At 68.4% G+C, this 22,180-nt stretch carries 16 protein-coding genes; 10 read left to right on the top strand and 6 right to left on the bottom strand.

Annotation, left to right across the window (positions count from 1 at the left end):
• Positions 1–6 precede the first annotated feature (6 nt).
• Positions 7–1,962: an acyl CoA:acetate/3-ketoacid CoA transferase gene (locus AC07PT_RS05820; RefSeq protein ID WP_494656097.1), complete on the top strand. Its 1,956-nt coding sequence runs from the start codon at positions 7–9 to the stop codon at positions 1,960–1,962.
• Positions 1,963–1,992: 30 nt separating this feature from the next.
• Here AC07PT_RS05820 and AC07PT_RS05815 read toward each other — a convergent pair whose 3' ends face one another.
• The 5 genes from AC07PT_RS05815 to smc form a co-directional block, all read right to left on the bottom strand.
• Positions 1,993–2,538, bottom strand: a complete 546-nt coding sequence (locus AC07PT_RS05815; protein WP_492345483.1) for a peptide deformylase — start codon at positions 2,536–2,538, stop codon at positions 1,993–1,995.
• A gap of 2 nt (positions 2,539–2,540) precedes the next feature.
• Positions 2,541–5,090: an NAD-dependent DNA ligase LigA gene (gene ligA / locus AC07PT_RS05810; RefSeq protein ID WP_494656096.1), complete on the bottom strand. Its 2,550-nt coding sequence runs from the start codon at positions 5,088–5,090 to the stop codon at positions 2,541–2,543.
• 370 nt (positions 5,091–5,460) lie between these two features.
• Complete coding sequence (locus AC07PT_RS05805; protein ID WP_494656095.1) at positions 5,461–6,072, bottom strand: hypothetical protein; 612 nt, start codon at positions 6,070–6,072, stop codon at positions 5,461–5,463.
• A 151-nt stretch (positions 6,073–6,223) separates the two neighbouring features.
• On the bottom strand, positions 6,224–7,309 hold the full coding sequence (locus AC07PT_RS05800) for a cell division protein ZipA C-terminal FtsZ-binding domain-containing protein (RefSeq protein ID WP_492345479.1): 1,086 nt from the start codon (positions 7,307–7,309) through the stop codon (positions 6,224–6,226).
• 33 nt (positions 7,310–7,342) lie between these two features.
• Positions 7,343–10,870, bottom strand: a complete 3,528-nt coding sequence (gene smc, locus AC07PT_RS05795) for a chromosome segregation protein SMC (protein WP_494656094.1) — start codon at positions 10,868–10,870, stop codon at positions 7,343–7,345.
• Positions 10,871–11,208: 338 nt separating this feature from the next.
• Here smc and AC07PT_RS05790 point away from each other — a divergent pair, with 338 nt between their 5' ends.
• The 9 genes from AC07PT_RS05790 to AC07PT_RS05750 are packed head-to-tail and all read left to right on the top strand — an operon-like array spanning position 11,209 to position 21,713.
• On the top strand, positions 11,209–12,198 hold the full coding sequence (locus tag AC07PT_RS05790) for a LysR family transcriptional regulator (RefSeq protein WP_492345477.1): 990 nt from the start codon (positions 11,209–11,211) through the stop codon (positions 12,196–12,198).
• Positions 12,199–12,214: 16 nt separating this feature from the next.
• The gene (locus AC07PT_RS05785; RefSeq protein WP_494656093.1) at positions 12,215–13,717 is read left to right on the top strand and encodes a SidA/IucD/PvdA family monooxygenase; all 1,503 of its coding nucleotides are present in this window, start codon (positions 12,215–12,217) and stop codon (positions 13,715–13,717) included.
• Positions 13,714–14,688, top strand: coding sequence for an ABC transporter permease (locus AC07PT_RS05780; protein ID WP_494656092.1), 975 nt, complete (start codon positions 13,714–13,716; stop codon positions 14,686–14,688). The genes AC07PT_RS05785 and AC07PT_RS05780 overlap by 4 nt, the downstream gene beginning before the upstream one ends.
• Positions 14,685–15,602 (top strand): ABC transporter permease, encoded by a 918-nt coding sequence (locus tag AC07PT_RS05775; RefSeq protein ID WP_494656091.1) that lies wholly within the window; start codon positions 14,685–14,687, stop codon positions 15,600–15,602. Before AC07PT_RS05780 ends, AC07PT_RS05775 begins: the two co-directional genes overlap by 4 nt.
• 5 nt (positions 15,603–15,607) lie before the next feature.
• Positions 15,608–16,645 (top strand): ABC transporter ATP-binding protein, encoded by a 1,038-nt coding sequence (locus tag AC07PT_RS05770; protein WP_494656090.1) that lies wholly within the window; start codon positions 15,608–15,610, stop codon positions 16,643–16,645.
• Positions 16,646–16,662: 17 nt separating this feature from the next.
• Entirely contained in the window at positions 16,663–17,679 is a 1,017-nt protein-coding gene (locus tag AC07PT_RS05765) for an ABC transporter ATP-binding protein (RefSeq protein ID WP_492345604.1), read from the top strand.
• Between the two features lie 27 nt (positions 17,680–17,706).
• Positions 17,707–19,275, top strand: a complete 1,569-nt coding sequence (locus AC07PT_RS05760) for an ABC transporter substrate-binding protein (protein ID WP_492345472.1) — start codon at positions 17,707–17,709, stop codon at positions 19,273–19,275.
• Positions 19,276–19,278: 3 nt separating this feature from the next.
• Complete coding sequence (locus AC07PT_RS05755) at positions 19,279–20,610, top strand: acyl-CoA thioesterase/bile acid-CoA:amino acid N-acyltransferase family protein (protein WP_494656089.1); 1,332 nt, start codon at positions 19,279–19,281, stop codon at positions 20,608–20,610.
• Positions 20,611–20,621: 11 nt separating this feature from the next.
• Positions 20,622–21,713 (top strand): CMD domain-containing protein, encoded by a 1,092-nt coding sequence (locus tag AC07PT_RS05750; RefSeq protein WP_494656088.1) that lies wholly within the window; start codon positions 20,622–20,624, stop codon positions 21,711–21,713.
• 28 nt (positions 21,714–21,741) lie between these two features.
• Here AC07PT_RS05750 and AC07PT_RS05745 read toward each other — a convergent pair whose 3' ends face one another.
• Positions 21,742–22,056 carry a HigA family addiction module antitoxin gene (locus AC07PT_RS05745; RefSeq protein WP_492345469.1) on the bottom strand — a complete coding sequence of 105 codons (315 nt, stop codon included), beginning with the start codon at positions 22,054–22,056 and terminating at the stop codon, positions 21,742–21,744.
• Positions 22,057–22,180 lie beyond the last annotated feature (124 nt).

Raw genomic sequence — 22,180 nt, 5'->3', positions numbered from 1 at the left:
CAAGACATGCGCAACAAGATCGTTTCGGCCGCCGAGGCGGCCGCCCTGGTCCGCGACGGCGACGTGGTGGCCACCTCGGGCTTTGTCGGCATCGGCACCCCCGAGGAGTTGCTGCTGGCCCTGGAGCAACGCTTTACCGCCAGCCAGACCCCACGCGACCTGACGCTGGTGTTTGCCGCCGGTCAGGGCGACGGCGGTGAACGCGGGCTCAACCACCTGGGGCATCCGGGCCTGGTGCGGCGCGCCATCGGCGGGCACTGGGGCCTGATCCCCAAGGTGGGCCAAATGGCCCTGGCCGACCAGATTGAAGCCTACAACCTGCCTCAAGGCTGCATTTCGCAGCTCTACCGCGACATCGCGGCGGGCAAGCCCGGCACCCTGTCGAAGGTGGGGCTGGGCACTTTCGTCGACCCGCGCCTGGGGGGCGGCAAGATCAACCGGTGCACCCACGAAGACCTGGTGCGCCTGATGGACATCGATGGCGAGGAATGGCTTTTCTACAAGGCCTTCGGCATCGACGTGGCCCTGGTGCGCGGCACCACCGCTGACACCCACGGCAACATCACCATGGAGCGCGAGGCCCTGACCCTGGACAACCTGGCCATGGCCATGGCGGCCCGCAACTCAGGCGGCATCGTGATCGCCCAGGTCGAGCGCGTGGCCCAGGCCGGCTCGCTCAACCCGCGCCAGGTCTGCATCCCCGGCACCTTGGTCGACTGTGTGGTGGTGGCCCAAGCTGACAACCACATGCAGACCTACGGTACGCGCTACTCGGCCGCTTTTTCGTCTGAACTGCAGGTGCCGCTCGACAGCCTGGCCCCGCTGCCCCTGGACGAGCGCAAGATCATCGCGCGCCGCTGCGCGCTGGAGCTGCCCCTGGACGGCGTGCTCAACCTGGGCATCGGCATGCCCGAAGGCGTGTCGGCCGTGGCCAATGAAGAGCGCGTGCTGGACCTGTTCACCCTCACCGCCGAGCCCGGCATCGTCGGGGGCATGCCCGCGGGCGGCATGGACTTTGGCGCCGGCTTCAACGTCGAGGCCGTGATCGACCAGAACCAGCAGTTCGACTTCTACGACGGCGGTGGCCTGGACCTGGCCTGCCTGGGCATGGCCGAATGCGACGCGGCCGGCAATGTCAACGTGAGCCGATTCGGCCCCAAGCTGGCCGGTGCCGGCGGCTTCATCAACATCTCGCAGAACGCGCGCACCGTGCTGTTTGCCGGCACCTTCACCGCCGGCGGCCTGAAGGTGGCCGCAGCCGACGGTCAACTGCGCATCCTGCAGGAGGGCCGCTCGCGCAAGTTTCTGCCCCAGGTCGAGCAGATCACCTTTGCCGGCCGGCGCGCCGCCGGGCAGGCCCAACGCGTGCTGTACATCACCGAGCGCTGCGTGTTCGAACTGACCCCGCAGGGCCTGCGCCTCACGGAAGTGGCCCCGGGTGTGGACATCGAGCGCGACATCGTGGCCCACATGGGCTTTCGCCCCCTGATCGAGCAGCCCCGCCTCATGGACCCGGCCCTGTTCCGCCCCGAACCCATGGGCCTGCGTGAGCGCCTGTTGAACATGGCCTTTGAGGCCCGCTTCCGGTACGACGCCGCACAAGGCCTGCTGTTCCTGAACTTCCAGCACCTTAGCGTGCGCACCGAAGCCGATGTGGAGCGCATCCGCGCCGCCGTCACCGCACTGTGCGCCCCGCTGGGCCACAAGGTGGGTGCCGTGATCAATTACGACGGCTTCAAGCTCGACGAGCAGGCAGCCGAGGCCTACGCCCGGATGGGGATTGACCTGGAGCAGCGCTTCTACCGCAGCGCCTCCCGCTACGCCAGCAAGCCTTTCCAGCGCCTGACCCTGCCCGCCCTGCTGCACCGCGATGCACAGCTGCCGGTGTATGACAGCCTGGCGCAGGCGACTTCACAAGCGACGTCGCAAGGAGCTGCTCAAGCCTGGCCCGAGCGGACCTGAGCCCCGAACAGGACTGTAGAAAGCCCGTGCTCAATCATCCTGCTTCGGATCCAGCCCCGGAAACAACACCTCGGTGAAGCCGAAGCGCGAGAAATCGCGCACGCGCATGGGGTAGAGCTTGCCGATCAGGTGGTCACACTCGTGCTGCACCACCCGGGCGTGAAAGCCCTCCACGGTGCGCTCGATCGGGTCGCCATAGGGGTCGAGGCCGCGGTAGTGCAGGCGTTTGTAGCGGGGCACCACGCCGCGCAGGCCGGGCACCGACAGGCAGCCTTCCCAGTCGTCTTCTTCTTCGTCGCCCAGCGGGGTGAGCACCGGGTTGCACAGCACGGTGCGGGGGACAGGCGGCGCATCCGGGTAGCGCGGGTTGGGGGCGTCGGTGCCGAAGATCACCAGTTGCAGGTCCACCCCGATCTGCGGTGCGGCCAGGCCGGCGCCGTTGACGGCGGCCATGGTCTCGAACATGTCGCGCACCAGCAGGTGCAGGGCGTCGCTGTCGAAATCGGCATCGGCCAGGGGCTGGGCGATGCGCAGCAGGCGGGGGTCGCCCATTTTCAGGATCTCTCGGATCGCCATGTTCAGTCTCCGGTCAGGGTGAAGGGCAGTTGGCCCTGGGGGGGCTCGGCCACAGGGGGCGACGCAGCGTCCGCCACGGTGGGGGTCGCCGGTGTCACGGGCTCGGGCCCGCCGTCGGTCTGGGCCAGCAGGCTCAGCATGCCGGCCTCGTCGAGCACGGGCACGCCCAGGCTCAGCGCCTTGTCGAGTTTGCTGCCGGCCTCGGCACCGGCCACCAGGTAGTCGGTCTTCTTGCTCACCGAGCCGGTCACCTTGGCGCCGGCGGCTTCCAGCAAGTCTTTGGCCTGATCGCGGCCCAGGGTGGGCAAGGTGCCGGTCAGCACCACGGTCTTGCCCGCCAAGGACGATCGCGGCCCCGTGCTGGGGGCCGGCAAGGCGGCCAGCAGCTCGGTGCGGATCTGGTCCAGGTCCTTCAGCACCGCGGCCTGGCCGGGCTCGGCCACAAAGGCTTGCAGCGACTTGAGCACCTCGGCCGGCAGCTCGGCCGCGGCCTGCCAGGCGCCCTGGGCATCCAGCAGATCGCTCAGGGCCCGCAGGTGCGGGGCCAGTTGCTCGGCGCGCAGCGGGGTGAGCTTGGGCACCTTCAAGGCCCCCAGCAGGCTGGGCAGGCTCAGCTTGTCGGCCAGCGCCGGGTTGGGCAGGCCGGTGTCGGGCGGCACCACGCCTTGGGCGATCAGGGTGTCGATGACCTTGCGGTTGTGGTCTTCCTGCAAGAACTCGTAGATCGAGGTGGCCACCACGTCGCCCACGTCGGGCAGCACCCGCAGCAGGGGCAAGGGCGCGCGGCGCACCCAGGCCAGGCGCCCCAGCCAGTCGGCCAAGGTTTTGCCGGTGGATTCGCCCACGTGGCGGATGCCCAGGGCAAACAGGAATCGGCCCAGGGGGCGCTGCTTGCTGGCGGCGATGCCGTCGAGGATGTTCTGCGCCCACTTGGTGGGCACCTCGTCGCGGCCTTGCAGCTCGGCGGCCACGCCGTCGCGCTCGTCCACCCGCCGCTTCACATCGAGAAACTGCTGCAGCGTGAGGCTGTACAGGTCGGCCACGCTGCCGATCTGGTCGTACTCGACCAGGTTGTCGATGTGACGCTCGCCCAGGCCCTCGATGTCCATGGCGCGGCGGCTGGCAAAGTGGCGGATCGACTCCTTGCGCTGCGCCTTGCAGAACAGGCCGCCGGTGCAGCGGGCCACCACCTCGCCCTCGTCGCGCATCACGTGCGAGCCGCAGACAGGGCATTGGGTGGGCATGACAAAGCGCTTGTAGGGCTCGGGCAGCGGCTCGGCGCCCAGATCGAGGTCGGCCGGGCGGCGCTCGGCCACCACCGCCACCACCTGTGGAATCACATCGCCGGCTCGGCGCACGATCACCGTGTCACCCACCAGCAGGCCCAGGCGGGCGATCTCGTCCTGGTTGTGCAAAGTGACGTTGGACACCATCACGCCGCCCACAAACACCGGCTCCAAACGGGCCACCGGGGTGATCGCACCGGTGCGGCCCACCTGCACATCCACGCCCAGCACGGTGGTCAGTTGCTCCTGCGCCGGGTACTTGTGGGCCACGGCCCAGCGGGGCTCGCGGGTGACGAAGCCCAGCCGGCGCTGCAGGGCCAGGCTGTTGACCTTGTAGACCACGCCGTCGATGTCGTAAGGCAACTGGTCGCGCAGGGCCCCGATCTTCTGGTGGTAGGCCACCAGTTCGGCCGCGCCACGGGCGGTCTGGTCCAGCGCCTCGACCGGGAATCCCCAGGATTTCAGGGTTTGCAGAATCTCGAAATGGGTCAGCCAGGCCGGTCCGCCCTGCTCCGGGGGCGTGACCTCGCCAAGGCCATAGGCAAAAAAGCTCAGCGGCCGCTGGGCTGCGATGTTGGAGTCGAGTTGGCGCACGGCCCCGGCTGCGGCATTGCGCGGGTTGACGAACAGCTTGTCGCCTCGGGCCCGCTGGGCCTCGTTCAAGCGCTCAAAGTCGGCACGGCGCATGTAGACCTCGCCCCGCACCTCCAGCACGGGCGGGGCCCCCGCCGGCAAGCGCAGCGGGATCTGGCCGATGGTGCGGATGTTGCTGGTCACGTCTTCACCCAGCTCGCCATCGCCCCGGGTGGCGGCCTGCACCAGCACGCCTGCCTCGTAACGCAGGTTCATGGCCAGGCCATCAAACTTGAGTTCGGCCACGTACTCGACCGGATCGCCCCCCTCCCCCAGGCCCAGCTCGCGCCGGATGCGGGCATCAAAGGCCTCGGCGCCACTGGCTTCGGTGTCGGTCTCGGTGCGGATGCTGAGCATGGGCACGGCATGGCGCACGCTGGCAAAGGCCTCCAAGACACGCCCGCCCACGCGCTGGGTGGGCGAGTCGGGCGTCAGCAGCTCGGGGTGGGCCGCCTCCAGGGCCTGCAGGGCGCGGAACAGGCGGTCGTACTCGGCATCCGGGATCTCGGGCGCATCGAGCACGTAATAGCGGTGGGCATGGTGGTGCAGCTGCTCGCGCAAGGCCTGGGCCTGCGCCACGGTGGCGGCATCCGCGGGCGCCGTGGCAGCCCCGTTCGGGTCAAGGGTGGTCATGAAAAACGTCCGGCGGCGGGCCCAGACGCTGGGCCGCATGCGGCAAAAATTTTATCCAAGATGGGAGGGTTCAGGGCCTGATGCTGGCTCGTACGAGCCTAGTCGATCGTAATGCAGCATCAGGGCGGGGTTGAGGTTCCGGCTTCACGGAAAATCAGCCCTGCTGCAGACCAACCCCGCTGGGTTCTGCAGGCCAACGTCAGTCCGCAACGCCCCTATTTGCAGGAAGCTGCCGCCCTCCTCCTGGCACGGCCCAGCCGCCCACGATGGCGGGCACCCGATTCCACAAGCAACCCTTTCCCTCGAACTCATCGAGCTGGGTCGCCTGGGTCATTGAGGACAACGTTCCCATGATTCGATGGAATAGCCGTCAGGAGCATCGATGGTAAGAGCGCTGCTGAAATGAAGGCCTTGAACTTATCGGAGACCCGTAGAGGTTAAGACTCACAAAGGGTAAGTTGCCGTGTGCATCCAATGCGTGAATGGCGTCTGCTTCAAGAACAACGATGTCCCCTGGGGTCACAATCCTTTGCGCTAGCTTTCGAACATGACGCTGGCGGATATCGACCATCTCGAAAATCGTATTGCATCCCGCCCCTTCCAAACCAACGAGCACAGCCCATGTGCCGTGCTCATGGGGAATGTCTGATGCCCCGGGAGGTTCAGAATTCAAATACAGGGAGGCCCCATCGTCTTGCCCCGCATGCACTTCTCGCATCCAAGGGCATGCCGAATCGAGGGCCATGGGTCCTACAAGATTCGTCCAGTTGCGCCCGACGGTACGAGCCAGCGCTTGCGCGACGGATTCGAGCTGAGCGTGGTCAGGGCATTTGGGAATCTGGCTGAGCAACTTCAGAAAGGCCCTTTTCAGGTCCGACGCCGTGAAGTCTTCAGCTTCGTGCGATGCCACTAGGTTTCGCAGGTCGATGAGCAGGGAACCAGGCAGATCGGCCTTTGGGGCTGAGGGGGTAGACAAAGGCATGGAATGCGTCCTCCGGCAGGCGCCGCGGGCGCGGCGGGAAGGACAGCATGCAAGCCATCAGACAGGGGTGGGGGCCGGCCTGGCCGAAACCTGCCTCAATGCAGCCCCGCGCCGGCCCGGCGGCAGGGCGGATCGACTCAGCTGAAAGGACTCAACTGAACAACCGCCGCGCCTGCGGCGAACCGGCGGCCAGGTCGCGGCTGTCGAGGGCGTCGTACAGCTGTTCCAGGTCGACGCCGATGGCGTCCATGGCCTGCTCGGGGATCAGGTTGCCGTTCTGGTCGGTGACCACGCCGTCCATGGCTTCGGCCAGGGCCTGGGCCACCTGGCGCAGTTGGCGGAAGGGTTGCTCACTGCGCGGCACCTGGGGCACGTCCAGGTGCAGCGAGATGTCGCGCAGGGCCGATTGCTCGGGATCGTCGGCCATGGCGGCCTGGGCGTCGTAGGTCAGGCCCAGCATGGGCGGCAGGCCGGCCACGGTCGAGGGCAGCACCATGCGCCCCGGGATCACGCCGGGCACAAAGCCCAGCCGCGCAGCGTTCTGCTGCACATAGCCGGGGCTCCAGGCAGCCTGGCGGGCGCGCAGGCTGAAGGTCAGCTGGGCGTCGTGGTCGCTGGCGAACTGGTCCAGCTCGCGCCCGCGGGCCACCTCATGCAGCATGTCGGGGAACTCGGGCAAGGCGTTCACCGCATCGGCAAAGGCCTGGGCCTTCATCACAAACTCGGAAAACTCGATCTCGTTGAGCGCACCGGTGCGGTTGGCCAGCTGCACGCCAGCCTGGAAGGCCCCGTAGCGCTGGCCGGGCACGGGCGTTTCCCAGTGCTGGCTGGCTTCATTCAGCCCCTCGATGGCAAAGGGCTTGCTGCCGGCGCGTCGGGTGTGCGGCGACGCGGCCAGGGCGGCATCGCCCGACACCACCCCTTCAAGGGACATGGGGGCAATCACGTCGATCAGCGAGTCGAGACCCGGTTTGCGCTCCAGCACGGGCAGCGGCATGCCCAGACCAGGAGAGGCATCGCTGGCCTGGGCGGGCTCCAGCGGGTCGACCAGGGCCGCATCCAGGCCAGGCTCACGGCGCGCCAGGGGATCGGTCAGGTCGGTGCCGGCATGCTGGCTGTCGGGCTCTGGTTCGGGCTTGCGCGGTTCGTTCTTGCGCGAAGTCCAGGTGTTGTAGGCCACCACCGCCGCCAGGATGGCGCCGCCGGCAATGGCCAGGCTGATTTGCAAATTGCTCATGGTTGCTTGGGGTTCCTGGGTCTCTGGGCCGGATCAGGCGTGGTCGGCCATCGAAAGGGCCGACTCCATGTCGACCGCCACGATGCGCGAGACGCCCTGCTCCTGCATGGTCACGCCGATCAGTTGTTCGGCCATTTCCATCGCGATCTTGTTGTGGCTGATGAAGAGGAACTGGGTTTCCTTGCTCATGCTGGCCACCAGTTTGGCATAGCGCTCGGTGTTGGCGTCGTCCAGCGGGGCGTCCACCTCGTCGAGCAGGCAGAACGGCGCGGGGTTGAGCTGGAAGATGGCAAACACCAGGGCAATGGCGGTCAGGGCTTTCTCGCCGCCGGACAGCAGGTGGATGGTCTGGTTCTTCTTGCCCGGGGGCTGGGCCAGCACCTGCACGCCCGAATCAAGGATTTCCTCGCCGGTCATCATGAGCTTGGCATTGCCGCCGCCGAACAGCTCGGGGAACATGCGCCCGAAATGATGGTTGACCGTGTTGAAGGTGCCGGCCAGCAACTCGCGGGTTTCGCCGTCGATCTTGCGGATGGCGTCTTCCAGCGTGTTCATGGCCTCGGTCAGGTCGGCCGACTGGGCGTCGAGGAAGGTCTTGCGTTCGCGGGCCACGGTCAGTTCATCGAGCGCCGCCAGGTTGACAGCCCCCAGGGCGGCAATCTCGCGGTTCAGGCGGTCGATCTCAGACTGAAGGCCGGTCAGGCGCACGGCGCCCTGCTCGATCGAGGCGGCCACCGCGGCCAGGTCGGCGCCGGCATCGGCCAGCAGGCCTTCGTACTGCTCAAAACCCAGGCGGGCGGCCTGTTCCTTGAGCTGGAACTCGGTGATGCGCTGACGCAGCGGCTCCAGCTCGCGCTCCAGCTTCTGGCGCATCTCGTCGCTGGCGCGCAGCTTGGTGGTGAGGTCGTCGTATTCGCTGCGTCGGGCGCCCAGGTTCTTCTCGCGCTCCAGCTTGAGGTGCAGGGCATCCTGCAGCCCCCCCTGGGCGGCCGCGTCGGACAGACGGGCCAACTCGTCGTGGGCGCGCTGCTGCTCGGCGACCAGGCTTTCGGCCTGCTGGCGGGCGGTGTCGATGGTGCGGGACAACTCGCCACGGCGCGCTTCGAGTGAGCGGCGGGCAAAGGTGGCTTCCTGGGCCTGGCGCTCCAGGGTGCGCTGCTGCTCACGGCTCTCGGCCAGCTTGCGCTCGGCTTCGATCACACGTTCGTCCAGTTGGGCGTGCCGCTCCTGGGTGTCGGCCAGTTGCAGGTCCAGTTCTTCGAAACGGGCCTCGGCGGTGATGCGGCGCTCTTGCAGTTCCTCCAGGGCGGCATCGACTTCAGCCAGATCGGCCTGCAACTGCTCACTGCGTTGGCGGGCCTGCTCCGCCTGCTGGCTGAGCCTCAGGGTCTCCACGTCCAGCTCGTGGCGGCGGCCCTGGGCCTCGGCGGCCTCACGCCGCACGGCCACCAGGCGTTGCGAGGCATCGGCATAGGCGGCCTCGGCACGCACCAGGGCGCTGCGCGCTTCCTCACCGAGCAGCACCTGGGCCCGCAGTTGTTTGTCGAGGTTCTCGATCTCCTGGGCGCGGGCCAGCAGGCCGGCCTGCTCGGAGTCGGGGGCGTAGAAGGTGACGCCATGCGCCGACACGGCATGGCCACCGGCCACATAGACCACCTCGCCCGGCTTCAGGCTGGCGCGCTGGGCCAGGGCTTCGTCCAGGCTGGGCGCGGTGTAACAGCCGTGCAGCCAATCGGCCAGCAAGGCACTCAGGCCGGCATCGTTGAGGCGCAACAGCTCCGACAGGCGAGGCCAGGCCCCGGCGGGCGCGGGCACGGCGGCTGCCGGCGGGCTGAAAAAGGCCAGTCGGGTGGGCGGCGCATCGGCCGGCGCCTGGCCCAGAAAGCCCCGCACCAGCTCCAGGCGCGACACTTCGAGGGCGCCCAGGCGTTCGCGCAGGGCGGCTTCCAGGGCGTTTTCCCAGCCCGCTTCGATGTGCAACCGGTTCCACAGGCCCTGCAGGTGGTCCAGGCCGTGCTTGGCCAGCCAGGGCTTGAGCTTGCCGTCGGTGCGCACCTTCTCCTGCAAGGCCTTGAGGGCCTCCAGGCGGGCCGACAGGTCGGCCTGGCGCGCACTCTCGCTGTTCACGGCCTGCTGGCGGCTGCGCCTGTCTTCGTCCAGGGCGGGCACGCTTTCCTGCAGTTCGTGCAGTCGGGCCTCGGCCTCTTCGGCCACGGCCTGGGCTTCTTCCAATTCGGCGCGGCGCGTGTTCAGCAAGGCCTCATCAGGTACTGCCAGCGCCTTGCGGTCGGTGCTGAGCTTGTCGTGGCGCTGGTTCAGGTTGCGGCTTTGCTCATCCAGGCTGCGCTGCTCGGCGGCCAGCACCTGGATCTGCTGCTGCACCTGGCTGACCAGCACGCGCTGTTCATTGGCGCGTTGCTGGCTCAGGCGCAGCGCGTCTTCCAGCTCGGGCAGACGCATGGCCTGCTCTTCAACCTGGGCGGCCAGCAGCTCGGCCTTTTCTTCGGCACTGATGTCGTCCTCGGCCAGGGTTTCCAGTTGGGCTTCGGCGTCTTCACGGCGCAGCGACCATTGGCCGATCTGCTCGCGCAGCGTGGCCAGGCGCTGCTCCACGCGTTGCCGGCCTTCCACCACGAAGCGGATCTCGGCCTCCAGGCGGCCGACTTCGGCGCTGGCTTCATACAGGGCGCCCTGGGCCTGGTTGACCTGGTCACCGGCGGTGTAGTGGGCCTGGCGGATGGTTTCCAGGTCGGCTTCGATGTGGCGCAGGTCGGCGGTGCGCGACTCCAGGTCGTTCACGGCCTGGGCCGCGTCGGCCCGCACCTTGGCCTGGTCGCCTTCGCTTTCGCGCCGTTTCAGGAACCACAGCTGGTGCTGCTTGAGCGTGACATCGCTTTGCAAGGCGTTGTATTTGCGGGCCACCTCGGCCTGCTTTTCGAGCTTGTCCAGGTTGGCATTGAGCTCGCGCAGGATGTCTTCGACCCGGGTCAGGTTCTCACGCGTGTCCGACAGGCGGTTTTCGGTCTCGCGGCGGCGTTCCTTGTACTTGGACACCCCGGCCGCCTCTTCGAGGAACAGGCGCAGTTCCTCAGGCTTGGATTCGATGATGCGGCTGATCGTGCCCTGGCCAATGATGGCGTAGGCCCGGGGCCCGAGGCCGGTGCCCAGGAACACGTCCTGCACGTCCTTGCGGCGCACCGGCTGGTTGTTGATGTAGTAGCTGCTGTTGCCGTCGCGGGTCAGCACGCGCTTGACGGCGATCTCTTCGTACTGGTTCCATTGCCCACCGGCGCGGTGGTCGATGTTGTCGAACACCAGTTCAACGCTGGATCGGCTGGCCGGCTTGCGCGTGGTCGTGCCGTTGAAGATCACGTCCTGCATCGATTCGCCGCGCAACTCGCTGGCCTTGCTTTCGCCCAGCACCCAGCGCACGGCATCCATGATGTTGGATTTGCCGCAGCCGTTCGGGCCCACCACCCCCACCAGCTGCCCGGGCAGCAGGAAGTTGGTCGGCTCGGCGAACGACTTGAACCCTGATAGCTTGATTGAATTGAGACGCACGAGAAACCCTGTTCGGCCTGTCGCCACGGGGGCGCCGCAGGCAGCTTGATGGCATGGGACCGACAGCACCCCGCAGGGCTTCGGTCCGGATGATCCGCGGGGCACGATGTTACCCGAGCGCACTCTGGTTCCGCGGTGCAGCGGGCCACAGCACCGCTTTTTGCGCCCTCGCCCGCGTGATTTGGGTCACGGGCAGGCAATTTCAGCGGTCGTCAGGCCTGACCACCGCGATCAAGGGTGCCTATCAGCAGCTGACCGGCATGCCAGGCACGCTGAACTCATAAGCATATAAATATTGAATGATTGACCTGCATTAATGCGCAATGTAGATTCTTGGCATGGAAACCCGCCACCTCGAAGCCTTTTCGGCCGTCATGTCCAGCGGCAGCATCACCGGTGCGGCTCGGCTGTTGGCGCGTTCGCAGCCGGCGGTCACACGGCTGATCCAGGAGCTGGAGGCTGAAATCGGCCACCCGCTGTTCCAGCGCCATGGCCCGCGGGTCACCCCCACCGAGCACGGCTTTGGCCTGCGCGGCGATGTGGAGCGTGCCCTCGCCGGCCTGCGCCAGGTCGGCGAGCGGGCCCGCCAGATTGCCAGCCGTGAGCTGCCGGCCCTGGAAGTGGCCGCCACCTCAGCCCTGGCCCTGGGCCTGCTGCCCCCTGCCCTGGCCCACCTGGAGCAAGGCCTGGGCCCCAGCCCACTGCAACTGAACACCGGCGTGCCCGAGCAGGTCTTGCAGGCGGTGCTGCTGGGTGAGGTGGACCTGGGCCTGTGCAGCCTGCCGCTGGAGCACCGGGGCCTGCAGGTGCACTGGATCGGTCAATTGCCCTGCGTGGCGGTGTTGCCGGCCGACGATGAACTGGCGCGTCATGCGGTGGTGCCCCTGCAGGCACTGGGTCAGCGCCGCCTCATCACCATGGGCAACCCCTACCGGCTGCGGCATCGGCTCGAACATGCGCTCGGGCCGACCCAACAGCCCGCGCTGATCGAAACCAATGCCTCGGCCAGCGCGATGGCCCTGGTGCGGTCCGGGCTTGGCGTGGCCGTGCTGGAGCCGCTGACCGCGCATGGCCTGCAGCCCAGCGGCGTGGCCGTGCGCCCCTTGGACACCGAAGTGCCCTTTTTCTTTGGCGTGATCACCCTGCCGACCCGGCCCGTGGCGCCGGCCCAACAGCAGCGCACCGAGGCCCTGGTGCAGGCCTTGCTGGCGCAGGCCCGCCAGTTGCCCGGGTTCCAGGAACACCCGCCCTCGGCCCACGCCCACTTGCTCGATGCAGAGCATGGCCTGGCGCCCCAGTCCCCGACGAACAACCCGATTTCACTTTGACTAGAAAGGCTCGACCATGAGCGCTACCCCTGTGTCCTCCGCTGTTTCCCCCGCCGGCCTGGCCGCCCTGGAGGCCCGCCTGAAGCAGGACCTGCAATGGCTGTGCCTGCCCGCCAAGCCCTGGGTACCTCAACAGGCCGACCCCGAGGTGCTGGACGTCGCCATCATCGGCGGCGGCATGGCCGGCCTGGCCCTGTCGGCCTCGCTGCGCCACCTGGGCATCCGCAACCGCATCTATGACCAGGCGCCGGCCGGTTTTGAAGGCCCCTGGGCCACCACGGCGCGCATGGAGACCCTGCGCTCCCCCAAAGAGTTGACCGGCCCGGCGCTGGGCCTGCCCGCCCTGACCTTTCGCGCCTGGTTCGAGGCCCAATTCGGCCTGGACGCCTGGAACGAACTGGACAAAATCCCGCGCCTGCAATGGGCAGACTACCTGCGCTGGTACCGCCAGGTGCTGGATCTGGAGGTGCTCAACCAGCACCGGGTGACCGATGTACTGCCCCAGGCCGACGGCACGGTGCAGATCGAACTGCAGGACCAGCGGCAGACACCGGCCCGCACGCTGACCGTACGGGCCCGCCACCTGGTGCTGGCCACCGGGCGGGATGGACTGGGCGGGGCCTGGGTGCCGGCCTGGGTCCACCAGGTGCCGCGAGACCGCTGGGTGCATTCCTCTGACGTCTGGGACGGCGAGCGCATGCGCGGCCTGCGCGTGGCCGTGGTGGGGGGCGGCTCCTCGGCCATGGACGTGGCGGCCACGGCGCTGGAACACGGCGCGCAGCGGGTCGACCTGCTGATCCGCCGCCCCGACCTGCCCCGCGTCAACAAAGGCAAGGGCGCTGGCCACCCCGGCATGGTGCATGGCTACCCGACGCTGGCGGACGAGTGGAAGTGGCGCTTGCGCCACTACATCAATGTGCAGCAGGTGCCGCCGCCACACGGCAGCACGCTGCGGGTGTCGCGCCACGCCAACGCCCACTTTCATCTGGGCACCCCCATCCTGGGTGCCAGCCTGCGCAGCGACGGCGTGCTGCGGGTGGACACCGCCAAGGGCCCGCTGGCCGCCGACGTGCTGATCTTCAGCACCGGCTTTCGCACCGACTGGAGCCAACGCCCCGAGTACGCCCGCCTGGCGCCCCATGTGCGCACCTGGCAGGACCGCTTCACCGCCCCGGCCGGGCAAGAAGACAGCGAGTTAGACCAGTCGCCTGATCTGGGTCCGCTGTTCGAGTTCCAGCAACGCACGCCGGGCAGCCTGCCGGGCCTGGAACGGGTGCACTGCTTCTGTTATGCGGCCGCGCTGTCGCAGGGCGCCGGCGCCGGTGACATCCCGCAGATCAGCGAAGGCGCCCAGCGACTGGCCCGCGGCCTGGCCGCCCAGTTGCTGAGCGAGGACGCCGCGCAGCACTTTGCCGCCATGGAAGCCTATGCCGACCCCGAACTGGACGGTCAGGAATGGACCCCGGCCCCGGCCCTGCCGCCTTACGACGACGTGGCAGCCGCTGCGACCATGGCATGAGCGGCTGGCTGCTGCGCCGCATCGGTCAGGCGGCCCTGGTCGTGCTGGCCATGACGGTGATCGTGTTCGTGGGCCTGCACGCGGTGGGCAACCCGGTCGACATCCTGATCGGCGACGACCTGAACCAGCAGGAGCGCCTGCAGGCCATTGCCCGCCTGGGCCTGGACCAGCCGCTGTGGCGGCAGTACCTGGCCTTTGTCGACGGCGCCCTGCATGGCAGCCTGGGGCGCAGCTTTGTGTACCAGGAAGACGCCTTCCACCTGATCCTGCAGCGCCTGCCCGCCACCCTGGAACTGGCGGTGTCGGCCCTGCTGCTGGCGGTGGTGATCGGCGTGCCCCTGGGCCTGGTGGCAGGCATGTGGCCCGAGCACCCGCTGTCCAAGGCCTTGATGGCGGGCTCGATCGTGGGCTTTTCGCTGCCCGCCTTCTGGGTGGCGCTGATGCTGATCATGGTGTTCAGCGTGCAACTGGGCTGGCTGCCGGCCAGCGGCCGTGGCGCCACCCGCGAGTGGCTGGGCGTGGCCTGGTCCTGGCTCACGCTGGACGGCTTGCATCACCTGCTGCTGCCGGCCATCAATCTGGCGCTGTTCAAGATCTCGCTGGTGCTGCGCCTGACGCGGGCCGGCGTGCGCGAGGTGCTGCCGCAGGATTTTGTGAAATTTGCCCGCGCCAAGGGCCTGCCGCCGGCCCGGGTGCTGCTGTGGCATGTGTTGCGCAACACCCTGATCCCGCTGGTGACGGTGCTGGGCCTGGAGTTGGGCTCGACCATCGCCTACGCGGTGGTCACCGAAAGCATTTTTGCCTGGCCCGGCGCCGGCAAGCTGATCCTGGACAGCATCAACTCGCTGGACCGCCCCGTGGTGGTGGCCTACCTGATGGTGGTGGTACTGATCTTCGTCACCCTGAACCTGCTGGTGGACGTGCTTTACAAGTTGCTGGACCCCAGGGTGCGGCTGGAGGGGGCGGCATGAGCGGCACCCGTCTGGTCAAACCCGCGCTGGCGGCCCACGAACACTCGATCTGGTGGCGCATGGCGGCCGACTTTGCGCGCTCGCGCATCGCGCTGGCCGGCCTTTTGTTGCTGCTGGCGGTGCTGCTGGTGGCCCTGGTGGCCCCCTGGATCACCCCGCAGAACCCCTACGACCTGATGCAACTCGACGTGCTGGACGCCCGCCTGCCGCCGGGCAGCCCGCAAGGCAGCGGCCAGTACACCTACTGGCTGGGCACCGACGGCCAGGGGCGCGATCTGTACTCGGCCATCGTGTATGGCCTGCGCATCAGCCTGCTGGTGGGCGTGGGTTCGGCCGCCGTGGCGGCTGTGGTGGGCACGCTGATGGGCCTGCTGGCCGCCTACGCGGGTGGACGCATCGATGCGCTGATCATGCGCCTGGTCGATCTGCTGCTGTCGTTCCCCACCCTGCTGATGGCCTTGATGATCCTGGCCTGGACGGGCAAGGGCGTGGGCAATGTGGTGCTGACCCTGGTGCTGCTCGAATGGGCCTACTACGCCCGCACCGCCCGCGGCCAGGCCCTGGTGGAGGCGCGCCGTGACTACGTGGAAGCGGCGCGCGGCCTGGGCCTGCCCGACTGGCGCATTCTGCTGGGCCACATCCTGCCCAACTGCCTGCCCCCCTTGCTGGTGATCGGTGCCTTGCAGGTGGCGCGCGCCATCACGCTGGAGGCCACCCTGTCCTTTCTGGGCCTGGGGGTGCCTATCACCGAGCCCTCGCTGGGGCTGTTGATCTCCAATGGCTACCAGTACCTGCTGTCCAATGAATACTGGATCAGCGTCTTCCCGGGCCTGGCCCTGCTGGCCACCATCGTGGCCATCAACCTGGTGGGGGATCAGTTGCGCGATGTGCTCAACCCCCGCCTCATGAAGTGAACGCCATGGCATCTCCCATTTCGACAGACGCGGGCGACATCACGCTGGAGGTGCGCGACCTGCGCACCCGCTTCCACACCCGCGAGGGCGTGCTGCCCGTGGTGGACGGGGTCTCGTTCACCCTGCGGCGCGGCCAGGTGCTGGGGCTGGTGGGCGAATCCGGCTCGGGCAAGTCGGTGACCGGCTTTTCCATCATGGGCCTGATCGACCCACCGGGCCGGGTGGAAGGCGGGCAACTGCTGTTCCAGGGCCGCGAGCTGCGCGACCTGAGCCCGCGCGAGCGCCGCAGCCTGCAAGGCGACCGCATGGCCATGATCTTTCAAGACCCCATGGCCACGCTGAACCCGGTGCTGGACATCGCCACCCAGATGATCGAGGCGGTTCAGGCGCACCGCCGCGTGAGCCGGGCCCAGGCCCGGCAATTGGCCCGCGACACCCTGGCCAGCATGGGCATTCCCAGCCCCGACGAGCGCCTCGATGCCTACCCGCACCAGCTCTCAGGCGGCATGCGGCAGCGGGTGGCGATTGCCATTGCGCTGCTGCACGGGCCCGACCTGATCATTGCCGACGAACCCACCACCGCCCTGGACGTCACCTTGCAGGCCCAGATCCTGTCCGAGGTGCAGGCCCTGGTGCGCGAGCGCGGCACGGCGCTGATCTGGATCAGCCACGACCTGTCGGTGGTGGCCGGCCTGGCCGATCAGATCGCGGTGATGTATGCCGGGCGCATCGTGGAGCACGGCACGGTCGACCAGGTGCTGGACCACCCCCAGCACCCCTACACCCAGGGCCTGATCGGCAGCCTGCCCAGTGCCAACCAGCGCGGCACCCGCCTGCGCCAGATCAGCGGCATGGCCCCCAGCCTGCTGGACATGCCCGCGGGCTGTGCCTTTGCCCCGCGCTGCCCACGCGCCACCGCCACCTGCCAGCAGACCCGGCCCGAGATCAGCCCGGCGCGCCCGGAAGCCCCCGACCACACGGTGCGTTGCCATCACCCCGGCCCCGCCACCCTGGCCGCCCCCTCAGACAAGGCCGATGCATGAGCGCGCCACTTTCCAACATGACGCCCCAGACCTCGCCGCCCCTGGTCGCCCTGAGCGACATCCGTCAGCACTTTGGCCATCGCGCCCCCCGCGGCTGGCTGGGCCGCGGCCTGGACCGGCTGCTGCCCCCCGCACCACCCCGCATCACCCGTGCGGTGGATGGCGTGAGCCTGAGCGTGCAGCCCGGCGAAGTGGTGGGGGTGGTGGGTGAATCGGGTTGTGGCAAATCCACCCTCGGCCGCATCGCCGCCGGCCTGTTGCGCCCCACCTCGGGCGAGGTGCAGGTGCTCGGTCAGTCGCTGGAGGCCTTGAACCCGGCCGAGCGCCTGGCCGCCCGGCTGCGGGTGCAGATGGTGTTCCAGGACCCCCATGCCAGCCTGAACCCGCGCCTGCGCGTGTCGCGCATCGTGGGCGAGGCTCCGCGCCACCATGGACTCACTGATGCCGCCGGGCTGGACGACTATGTGTGTGCCCAGTTGCAGCGCGCCGGGCTGGACCCCAGCCTGCGCCACCGCTACCCGCACCAGTTCAGCGGCGGGCAACGCCAGCGCATCGGCATCGCCCGCGCCCTGGCGGTGCAACCGGCCATGCTGGTGTGCGACGAGGCAGTGGCTGCGCTCGATGTGTCGATCCAGGCCCAGATCCTGAACCTGTTCATGGACCTGCGCGACCAGCTGGGCCTGGCCTACCTCTTCATCAGCCACGATCTGGGCGTGATCCACCACCTGTGTGACCGGGTGGTGGTGATGTACCTGGGCCGGGTGGTGGAAAGCGCCTCGGCCGAAGAGCTGTTTGCCCGGCCGGCCCACCCCTACACCCAGGCCTTGCTGGCCGAGATTCCCGACATCGCCCAGCGTCGCACCCGATTCACCGCCCTGGCCGGCGAAATCCCCAGCCCCTTGGCCCCGCCGCCGGGCTGCCATTTCCACCCGCGCTGCCCCCAAGCCACCGAACGCTGCCGAACCGAGGCGCCCACGCTGCGAGGCATTGCCGTGCGGCATCAGGTGGCCTGCCATCTGCACGACACGGTCTGAACCCCACCCCCACCCGGAAAGACGCCCATGAAAACCACCCTCACCGCCCTGGCTCTGGCCGCCAGCCTGTCCAGCCCCCTGGCCGGCGCCCAGACCCTGTCGATCGGCTACGCCGACCCCCTGTCCTCGTTGGACCCCCAGCTCAACAACCATGCCGGCGACCGCTCGCTGGCCCTGCATTTCTGGGATTCGATCATCAACTCACGCGATGGCGGCAAGCTGGAGCCGGCCCTGGCCAGCAGTTGGAAGAGCCTGGACGAGCGCACCTGGGAGTTCAAGCTGCGCACCGACATCAAATGGCAGGACGGCACGCCCTTCACCGCCGACGACATCGTGTTTTCGTTCCAGCGCGCCCGCAACGTGCCGGGCAGCGTGGCCTCGTACACCGGGGCGCTGCGCTCGGTTGAATCGGCCACGGCCCGCGATGCCCACACGGTGGTGATCAAGACCACCACCCCCAACCCCATGCTGCCGCTGGAGATCGCCTCGGTCTACATCGTGAGCAAGCACGTGGGCGAGAAATCCAAGACCGAGGACTACAACGCCGGCCGGGCCATGGTGGGCACCGGGCCGTACAAATGGGTGTCGTACGTGCCGGGCGACCGCACGGTGTTCGAGCGCAGCCCCAGCTACTGGGGCCCCAAGCCCGAGTGGGAGAAGGTGAACTACCGCTTCATCAACAATGGGGCGGCCCGCACGGCTGCCCTGCTGGCGGGCGACGTGGACGTGATCGACAAGGTGGCGGTCACCGATGTCGAGAAGCTGCGCAAAAACCCGGCCTTCAGCGTCTACACCTACCCTGGCCTGCGCGTGCTGCTGGTGCAGCCCAGCTTCCGCACGGGGCCCAATGAATTCATCACCGACAACGCCGGCAAGCCGCTGGCCCAGAACCCGCTGCTCGATGTGCGGGTGCGCCAGGCGCTGTCGCTGGCCATCAACCGCAAAGCGATTGCCGACCGCATCCTGCAAGGCACGGTCACCGTCGCCAACCAATGGATGCCCAAGGGCAGCTTTGGTTTCAACCCCGACATCCCCGAGATCGCCAACGACCCCGAGCAGGCCAAAAAGCTGCTGGCCGCGGCCGGCTTTCCGCAAGGCTTCCAGATCAGCATCCATGTGCCTGGCGACCGCTACCCGCAAGGCCCCGAGACCGCCCAGGCGGTGGCCCAGTTCTGGAGCCGCATCGGCGTGAAGACCAAGGTCGAGGTGGTGCCGTGGTCGGTGTATGCCGGCAAGGCCAACAAGAACGAGTACGCGGTGAGCGTGCTGGCCTGGGGCAATGGCACCGGCGAGGCCAGCTACGGCCTGCTGAACGCCTTTGCCAGCGTGGACGCCAAGCGCGGCCGCGGCGCCTCGAACTGGGGCCGCTACGGCAATGAATCGGTCGACAAATCGCTGGACGCGGCCACGGTCGAGTTCGATGCCCGCCGCCGCGAGGCCATCCTGCGCCACTCGGCCAAGCTGGTGAGCGACGATGTGGGTGCCATCCCGCTGTTCCATTACCAGAACATCTGGGCCGCCAAGAAGGGCCTGAAGGTGGTGCCGCTGCTCAGCGACCGCACCACGGCCATGCAGGTCAGCCGCGTGGGCAAGTAAGCCATGAGCGCCGCCGTCCACCTGAGCATCCTCCCGGCTGAGGCACTGATCGACGTGCCGCGCCAGATCCTGGTCCAGGGCCTAGCACCCGGCGAAGCCATCACGCTGCAAAGCCGCACCGTGCGCGGTCCCGGTGTGGCCTGGGTGGCCACGGCCCGGTACCAGGCCGATGCCGCCGGTCAGGTCGACCTGGGCCGCGACGCCCCATTGCCTGGTTCGGCCTACGAGGGCGTGGACGCCATGGGCCTGATCTGGGCCCAGGCGCCCGAACAGCCCGGCGCCTCCCGCGAGGTGTTCGGCACCGAGCCCGGGGCCGCGCTGCGGACCCACATCACCTTGCTGCGCGACGATCAGGTCGTGGCGCAGGCCTGGCTGGTGCAGCAACTGGCCGCTCCCGGCGTGCAACGCCGCGAAATCCGCGAGCAAGGCCTGGTGGGCAGCCTGTGGACGCCCGCCGGCCCGGGGCCGCACCCAGCGGTGCTGGTGCTCAATGGCTCGGGCGGCGGCATCAACGAAGCCCGGGGCGCGTTGTATGCCTCGCGCGGCTACACCGCTCTGGCGCTGGGTTATTTCAAGGCGCCCGGCTTGTCCGACTACATCTCGAACACCCCGCTGGAGTACTTCGAGACCGCCCTGCACTGGATGCACCGGCAGTTGCAACCCGCGCAGGGCTTTGTGGCGCTGAGCGGGCAGTCGCGCGGCGGTGAACTGGTGCTGCTGCTGGGGGCGATGTTCCCCGATCTGGTGTCGGCCGTGATCGGCTATGTGCCTTCGGCCGTGGTCAACTGCGCCCAGAACGCCTGCGACCCAGCCCTGGGGCGCGAGGGCTGGGCCTGGCTCTACCGGGGCCGCCCGATCCCGCATGTCTGGGAGCACAACCGCCACGCCACCTGGGCCCCCTGGGATGAAGGCCCGGAGCCACGCCGCCACACGAACGCCCTGCTGACCTCGCTGCAGGATGCCGAGGCCGTGGAGCGCGCGCGCATCCGGGTGGAGCGCATCCGCGGCCCGGTGCTGTTGCTGACCGCGGGGGATGATGGCTCGTGGCCTTCCAGCCTCTACGGGCGCATGGTGGTGGATCACCTGGCGCAGGCCGGGCATCCCTGGCCCGTGCGCCAGCTCGACTGGCCCGAGGCCGGCCACAGCGTTCTGTTTCCGACGGTGCCCACCACCCAGTTGGTCTATGCCCACCCGGTGTCGGGCCGCCTCAGCACCACCGGGGGCCACCCCGCCGCCAATGCACAAGCCGACCAGGCCTCCTGGGCTGGCGTGCTGGATTTTTTACAACAAGCCGTGGACGCCCATGCTGCGCAGGCCGCCCACGCCCACCCCTGAGAGAGCCCATCATGAGCACTGACCTGATCGACACCCTGGTGCCCCTGGCCCCCGCCGAGGCCCTGTACACCACCCGCCACCAGCGCGACAAGGTGGTGGCCGCCACCCAGGGCAGCCACGACGCCCTGTTCGACCCGGCCCTGCCCGGCCTGAGCCTGGGCGAGCGCCTGCACGTGGCCTTGTCCATGGCGCAGACCGTCGGCCATGAAGGCCTGACGGCCCACTATGCCCAGGCCTTGCGCCAGCACGGACCGGTGCAGGACTCGGGCCGGCTGGCCGCGGCCCGGGCCTTTGCCCACACCCTGACCGTGAACCCGGTGGCCGGCGACCGCGAGGCCCTGCTGAGCCTCCCAGCCGCGGGTTTTTCGACCCCGGAAGCGATTGCACTGGCCCAGTTGATCGCCTATGTGAGCTACCAGGTGCGCGTGTTGGCCGGCCTGCAGGCCATGAAGGCCCTGGGCGCCACCACCGCCCAGCCCCCGGCGGCCGACGACGCCCCCTTCGTGCACCCGGCCAACCTGCCGCCCCCGGGCGAACCGCTCAACATCAAGGGTTTCACCAGCGCCACCCTGGGCTGGAAGGCCTGGCTGCCGGTGCTGGACCTGGCCCAGGCCACGCCCGAACAACTGGCCGTGCTCGACAGCAGCCACCCCAAGGCCCGCAGCTCCGACTACTACCTGCTGCTGAGCCAGCAGCCGCGCATCCTGCAAGAGCGCTCCACCGTGTTCAACGCCATCATGTACGCGCCGGGCGGCCTGTCGCGGGCCGAACGCGAGCTGGCCAGCGCGGTGGTGTCGCGGGTGAACGGCTGCGTGTACTGCGCTTCGGTGCATGCGCAGCGCTTCGAGCAACTGACCAAGCGCAACGACGTGATCGCCCAGGTGTTCGAAGACCCCGACACCGCCGGCACCACGCCGCGCGAACGCGCCATCGTGCGCGCCTCGATCGCCCTGACCCGAGTCCCCGCCGACTTCGGACCCGCCGCCATCCAGTCGCTGCGCGACCAGGGCCTGAGCGACCTGGAGGTGCTGGACATGCTGCACGCCGTCGCCATCTTTGCCTGGGCCAACCGGCTGATGCTGAATCTGGGGGAGCCGGTTTGAGGGGGGGGTGAGGCTCGCAGTGGCGATCTCACGCAGAGTTCGCTTCCGCGACACCGGTATGCCTCTGGATGCTGGCCAACACATCGGCCATGTCTTCCCGTGCCCGCATCAGATCGTGGTCCGTCTGCAGATTGATCCAGCTTTGGGCATCGGTGCCAAAGAACACCGCCAGCCTCAATGCCGTATCGACCGTGATGCCGCGCAAGCCCTTGACGATCTCGTTGATGCGCCGAGGGGGCACGCCAATCGCCTTGGCCAAGGCGTACTGGCTGATGCCCATGGGCTCCAGATAGTCATGCAAAAGAATCTCACCCGGATGGGGCCAGGGAATCTCACGGGCCATGGCTGGCATTCCTTTCAGTGGGAGTCCAGGTTGGTCATCCGATACTGATAACGGCACCCGTTAATAACAAGTGTCGTCGACGGGGTATCAAGCGCAGCAAAGTGTTGCAGGCCTCGATCACCCC

It is taken from the genome of Curvibacter sp. GW821-FHT09D12 (assembly GCF_059416245.1).
This window is presented reverse-complemented; position numbering and strand designations above follow the sequence as displayed.

What these genes read in the sequence shown, in the direction of transcription:
- AC07PT_RS05755 (WP_494656089.1), top strand. Translation starts at nt 19,279, where the DNA reads ATGAGCGCCGCCGTCCACCTGAGCATCCTCCCGGCTGAGGCACTGATC.
- AC07PT_RS05815 (WP_492345483.1), bottom strand. Translation starts at nt 2,538, where the DNA reads ATGGCGATCCGAGAGATCCTGAAAATGGGCGACCCCCGCCTGCTGCGC.
- AC07PT_RS05820 (WP_494656097.1), top strand. Translation starts at nt 7, where the DNA reads ATGCGCAACAAGATCGTTTCGGCCGCCGAGGCGGCCGCCCTGGTCCGC.
- AC07PT_RS05745 (WP_492345469.1), bottom strand. Translation starts at nt 22,056, where the DNA reads ATGGCCCGTGAGATTCCCTGGCCCCATCCGGGTGAGATTCTTTTGCAT.
- AC07PT_RS05780 (WP_494656092.1), top strand. Translation starts at nt 13,714, where the DNA reads ATGAGCGGCTGGCTGCTGCGCCGCATCGGTCAGGCGGCCCTGGTCGTG.
- AC07PT_RS05765 (WP_492345604.1), top strand. Translation starts at nt 16,663, where the DNA reads ATGACGCCCCAGACCTCGCCGCCCCTGGTCGCCCTGAGCGACATCCGT.
- AC07PT_RS05785 (WP_494656093.1), top strand. Translation starts at nt 12,215, where the DNA reads ATGAGCGCTACCCCTGTGTCCTCCGCTGTTTCCCCCGCCGGCCTGGCC.
- AC07PT_RS05800 (WP_492345479.1), bottom strand. Translation starts at nt 7,309, where the DNA reads ATGAGCAATTTGCAAATCAGCCTGGCCATTGCCGGCGGCGCCATCCTG.
- AC07PT_RS05790 (WP_492345477.1), top strand. Translation starts at nt 11,209, where the DNA reads ATGGAAACCCGCCACCTCGAAGCCTTTTCGGCCGTCATGTCCAGCGGC.
- AC07PT_RS05750 (WP_494656088.1), top strand. Translation starts at nt 20,622, where the DNA reads ATGAGCACTGACCTGATCGACACCCTGGTGCCCCTGGCCCCCGCCGAG.
- AC07PT_RS05805 (WP_494656095.1), bottom strand. Translation starts at nt 6,072, where the DNA reads ATGCCTTTGTCTACCCCCTCAGCCCCAAAGGCCGATCTGCCTGGTTCC.
- AC07PT_RS05775 (WP_494656091.1), top strand. Translation starts at nt 14,685, where the DNA reads ATGAGCGGCACCCGTCTGGTCAAACCCGCGCTGGCGGCCCACGAACAC.
- ligA (WP_494656096.1), bottom strand. Translation starts at nt 5,090, where the DNA reads ATGACCACCCTTGACCCGAACGGGGCTGCCACGGCGCCCGCGGATGCC.
- AC07PT_RS05760 (WP_492345472.1), top strand. Translation starts at nt 17,707, where the DNA reads ATGAAAACCACCCTCACCGCCCTGGCTCTGGCCGCCAGCCTGTCCAGC.
- AC07PT_RS05770 (WP_494656090.1), top strand. Translation starts at nt 15,608, where the DNA reads ATGGCATCTCCCATTTCGACAGACGCGGGCGACATCACGCTGGAGGTG.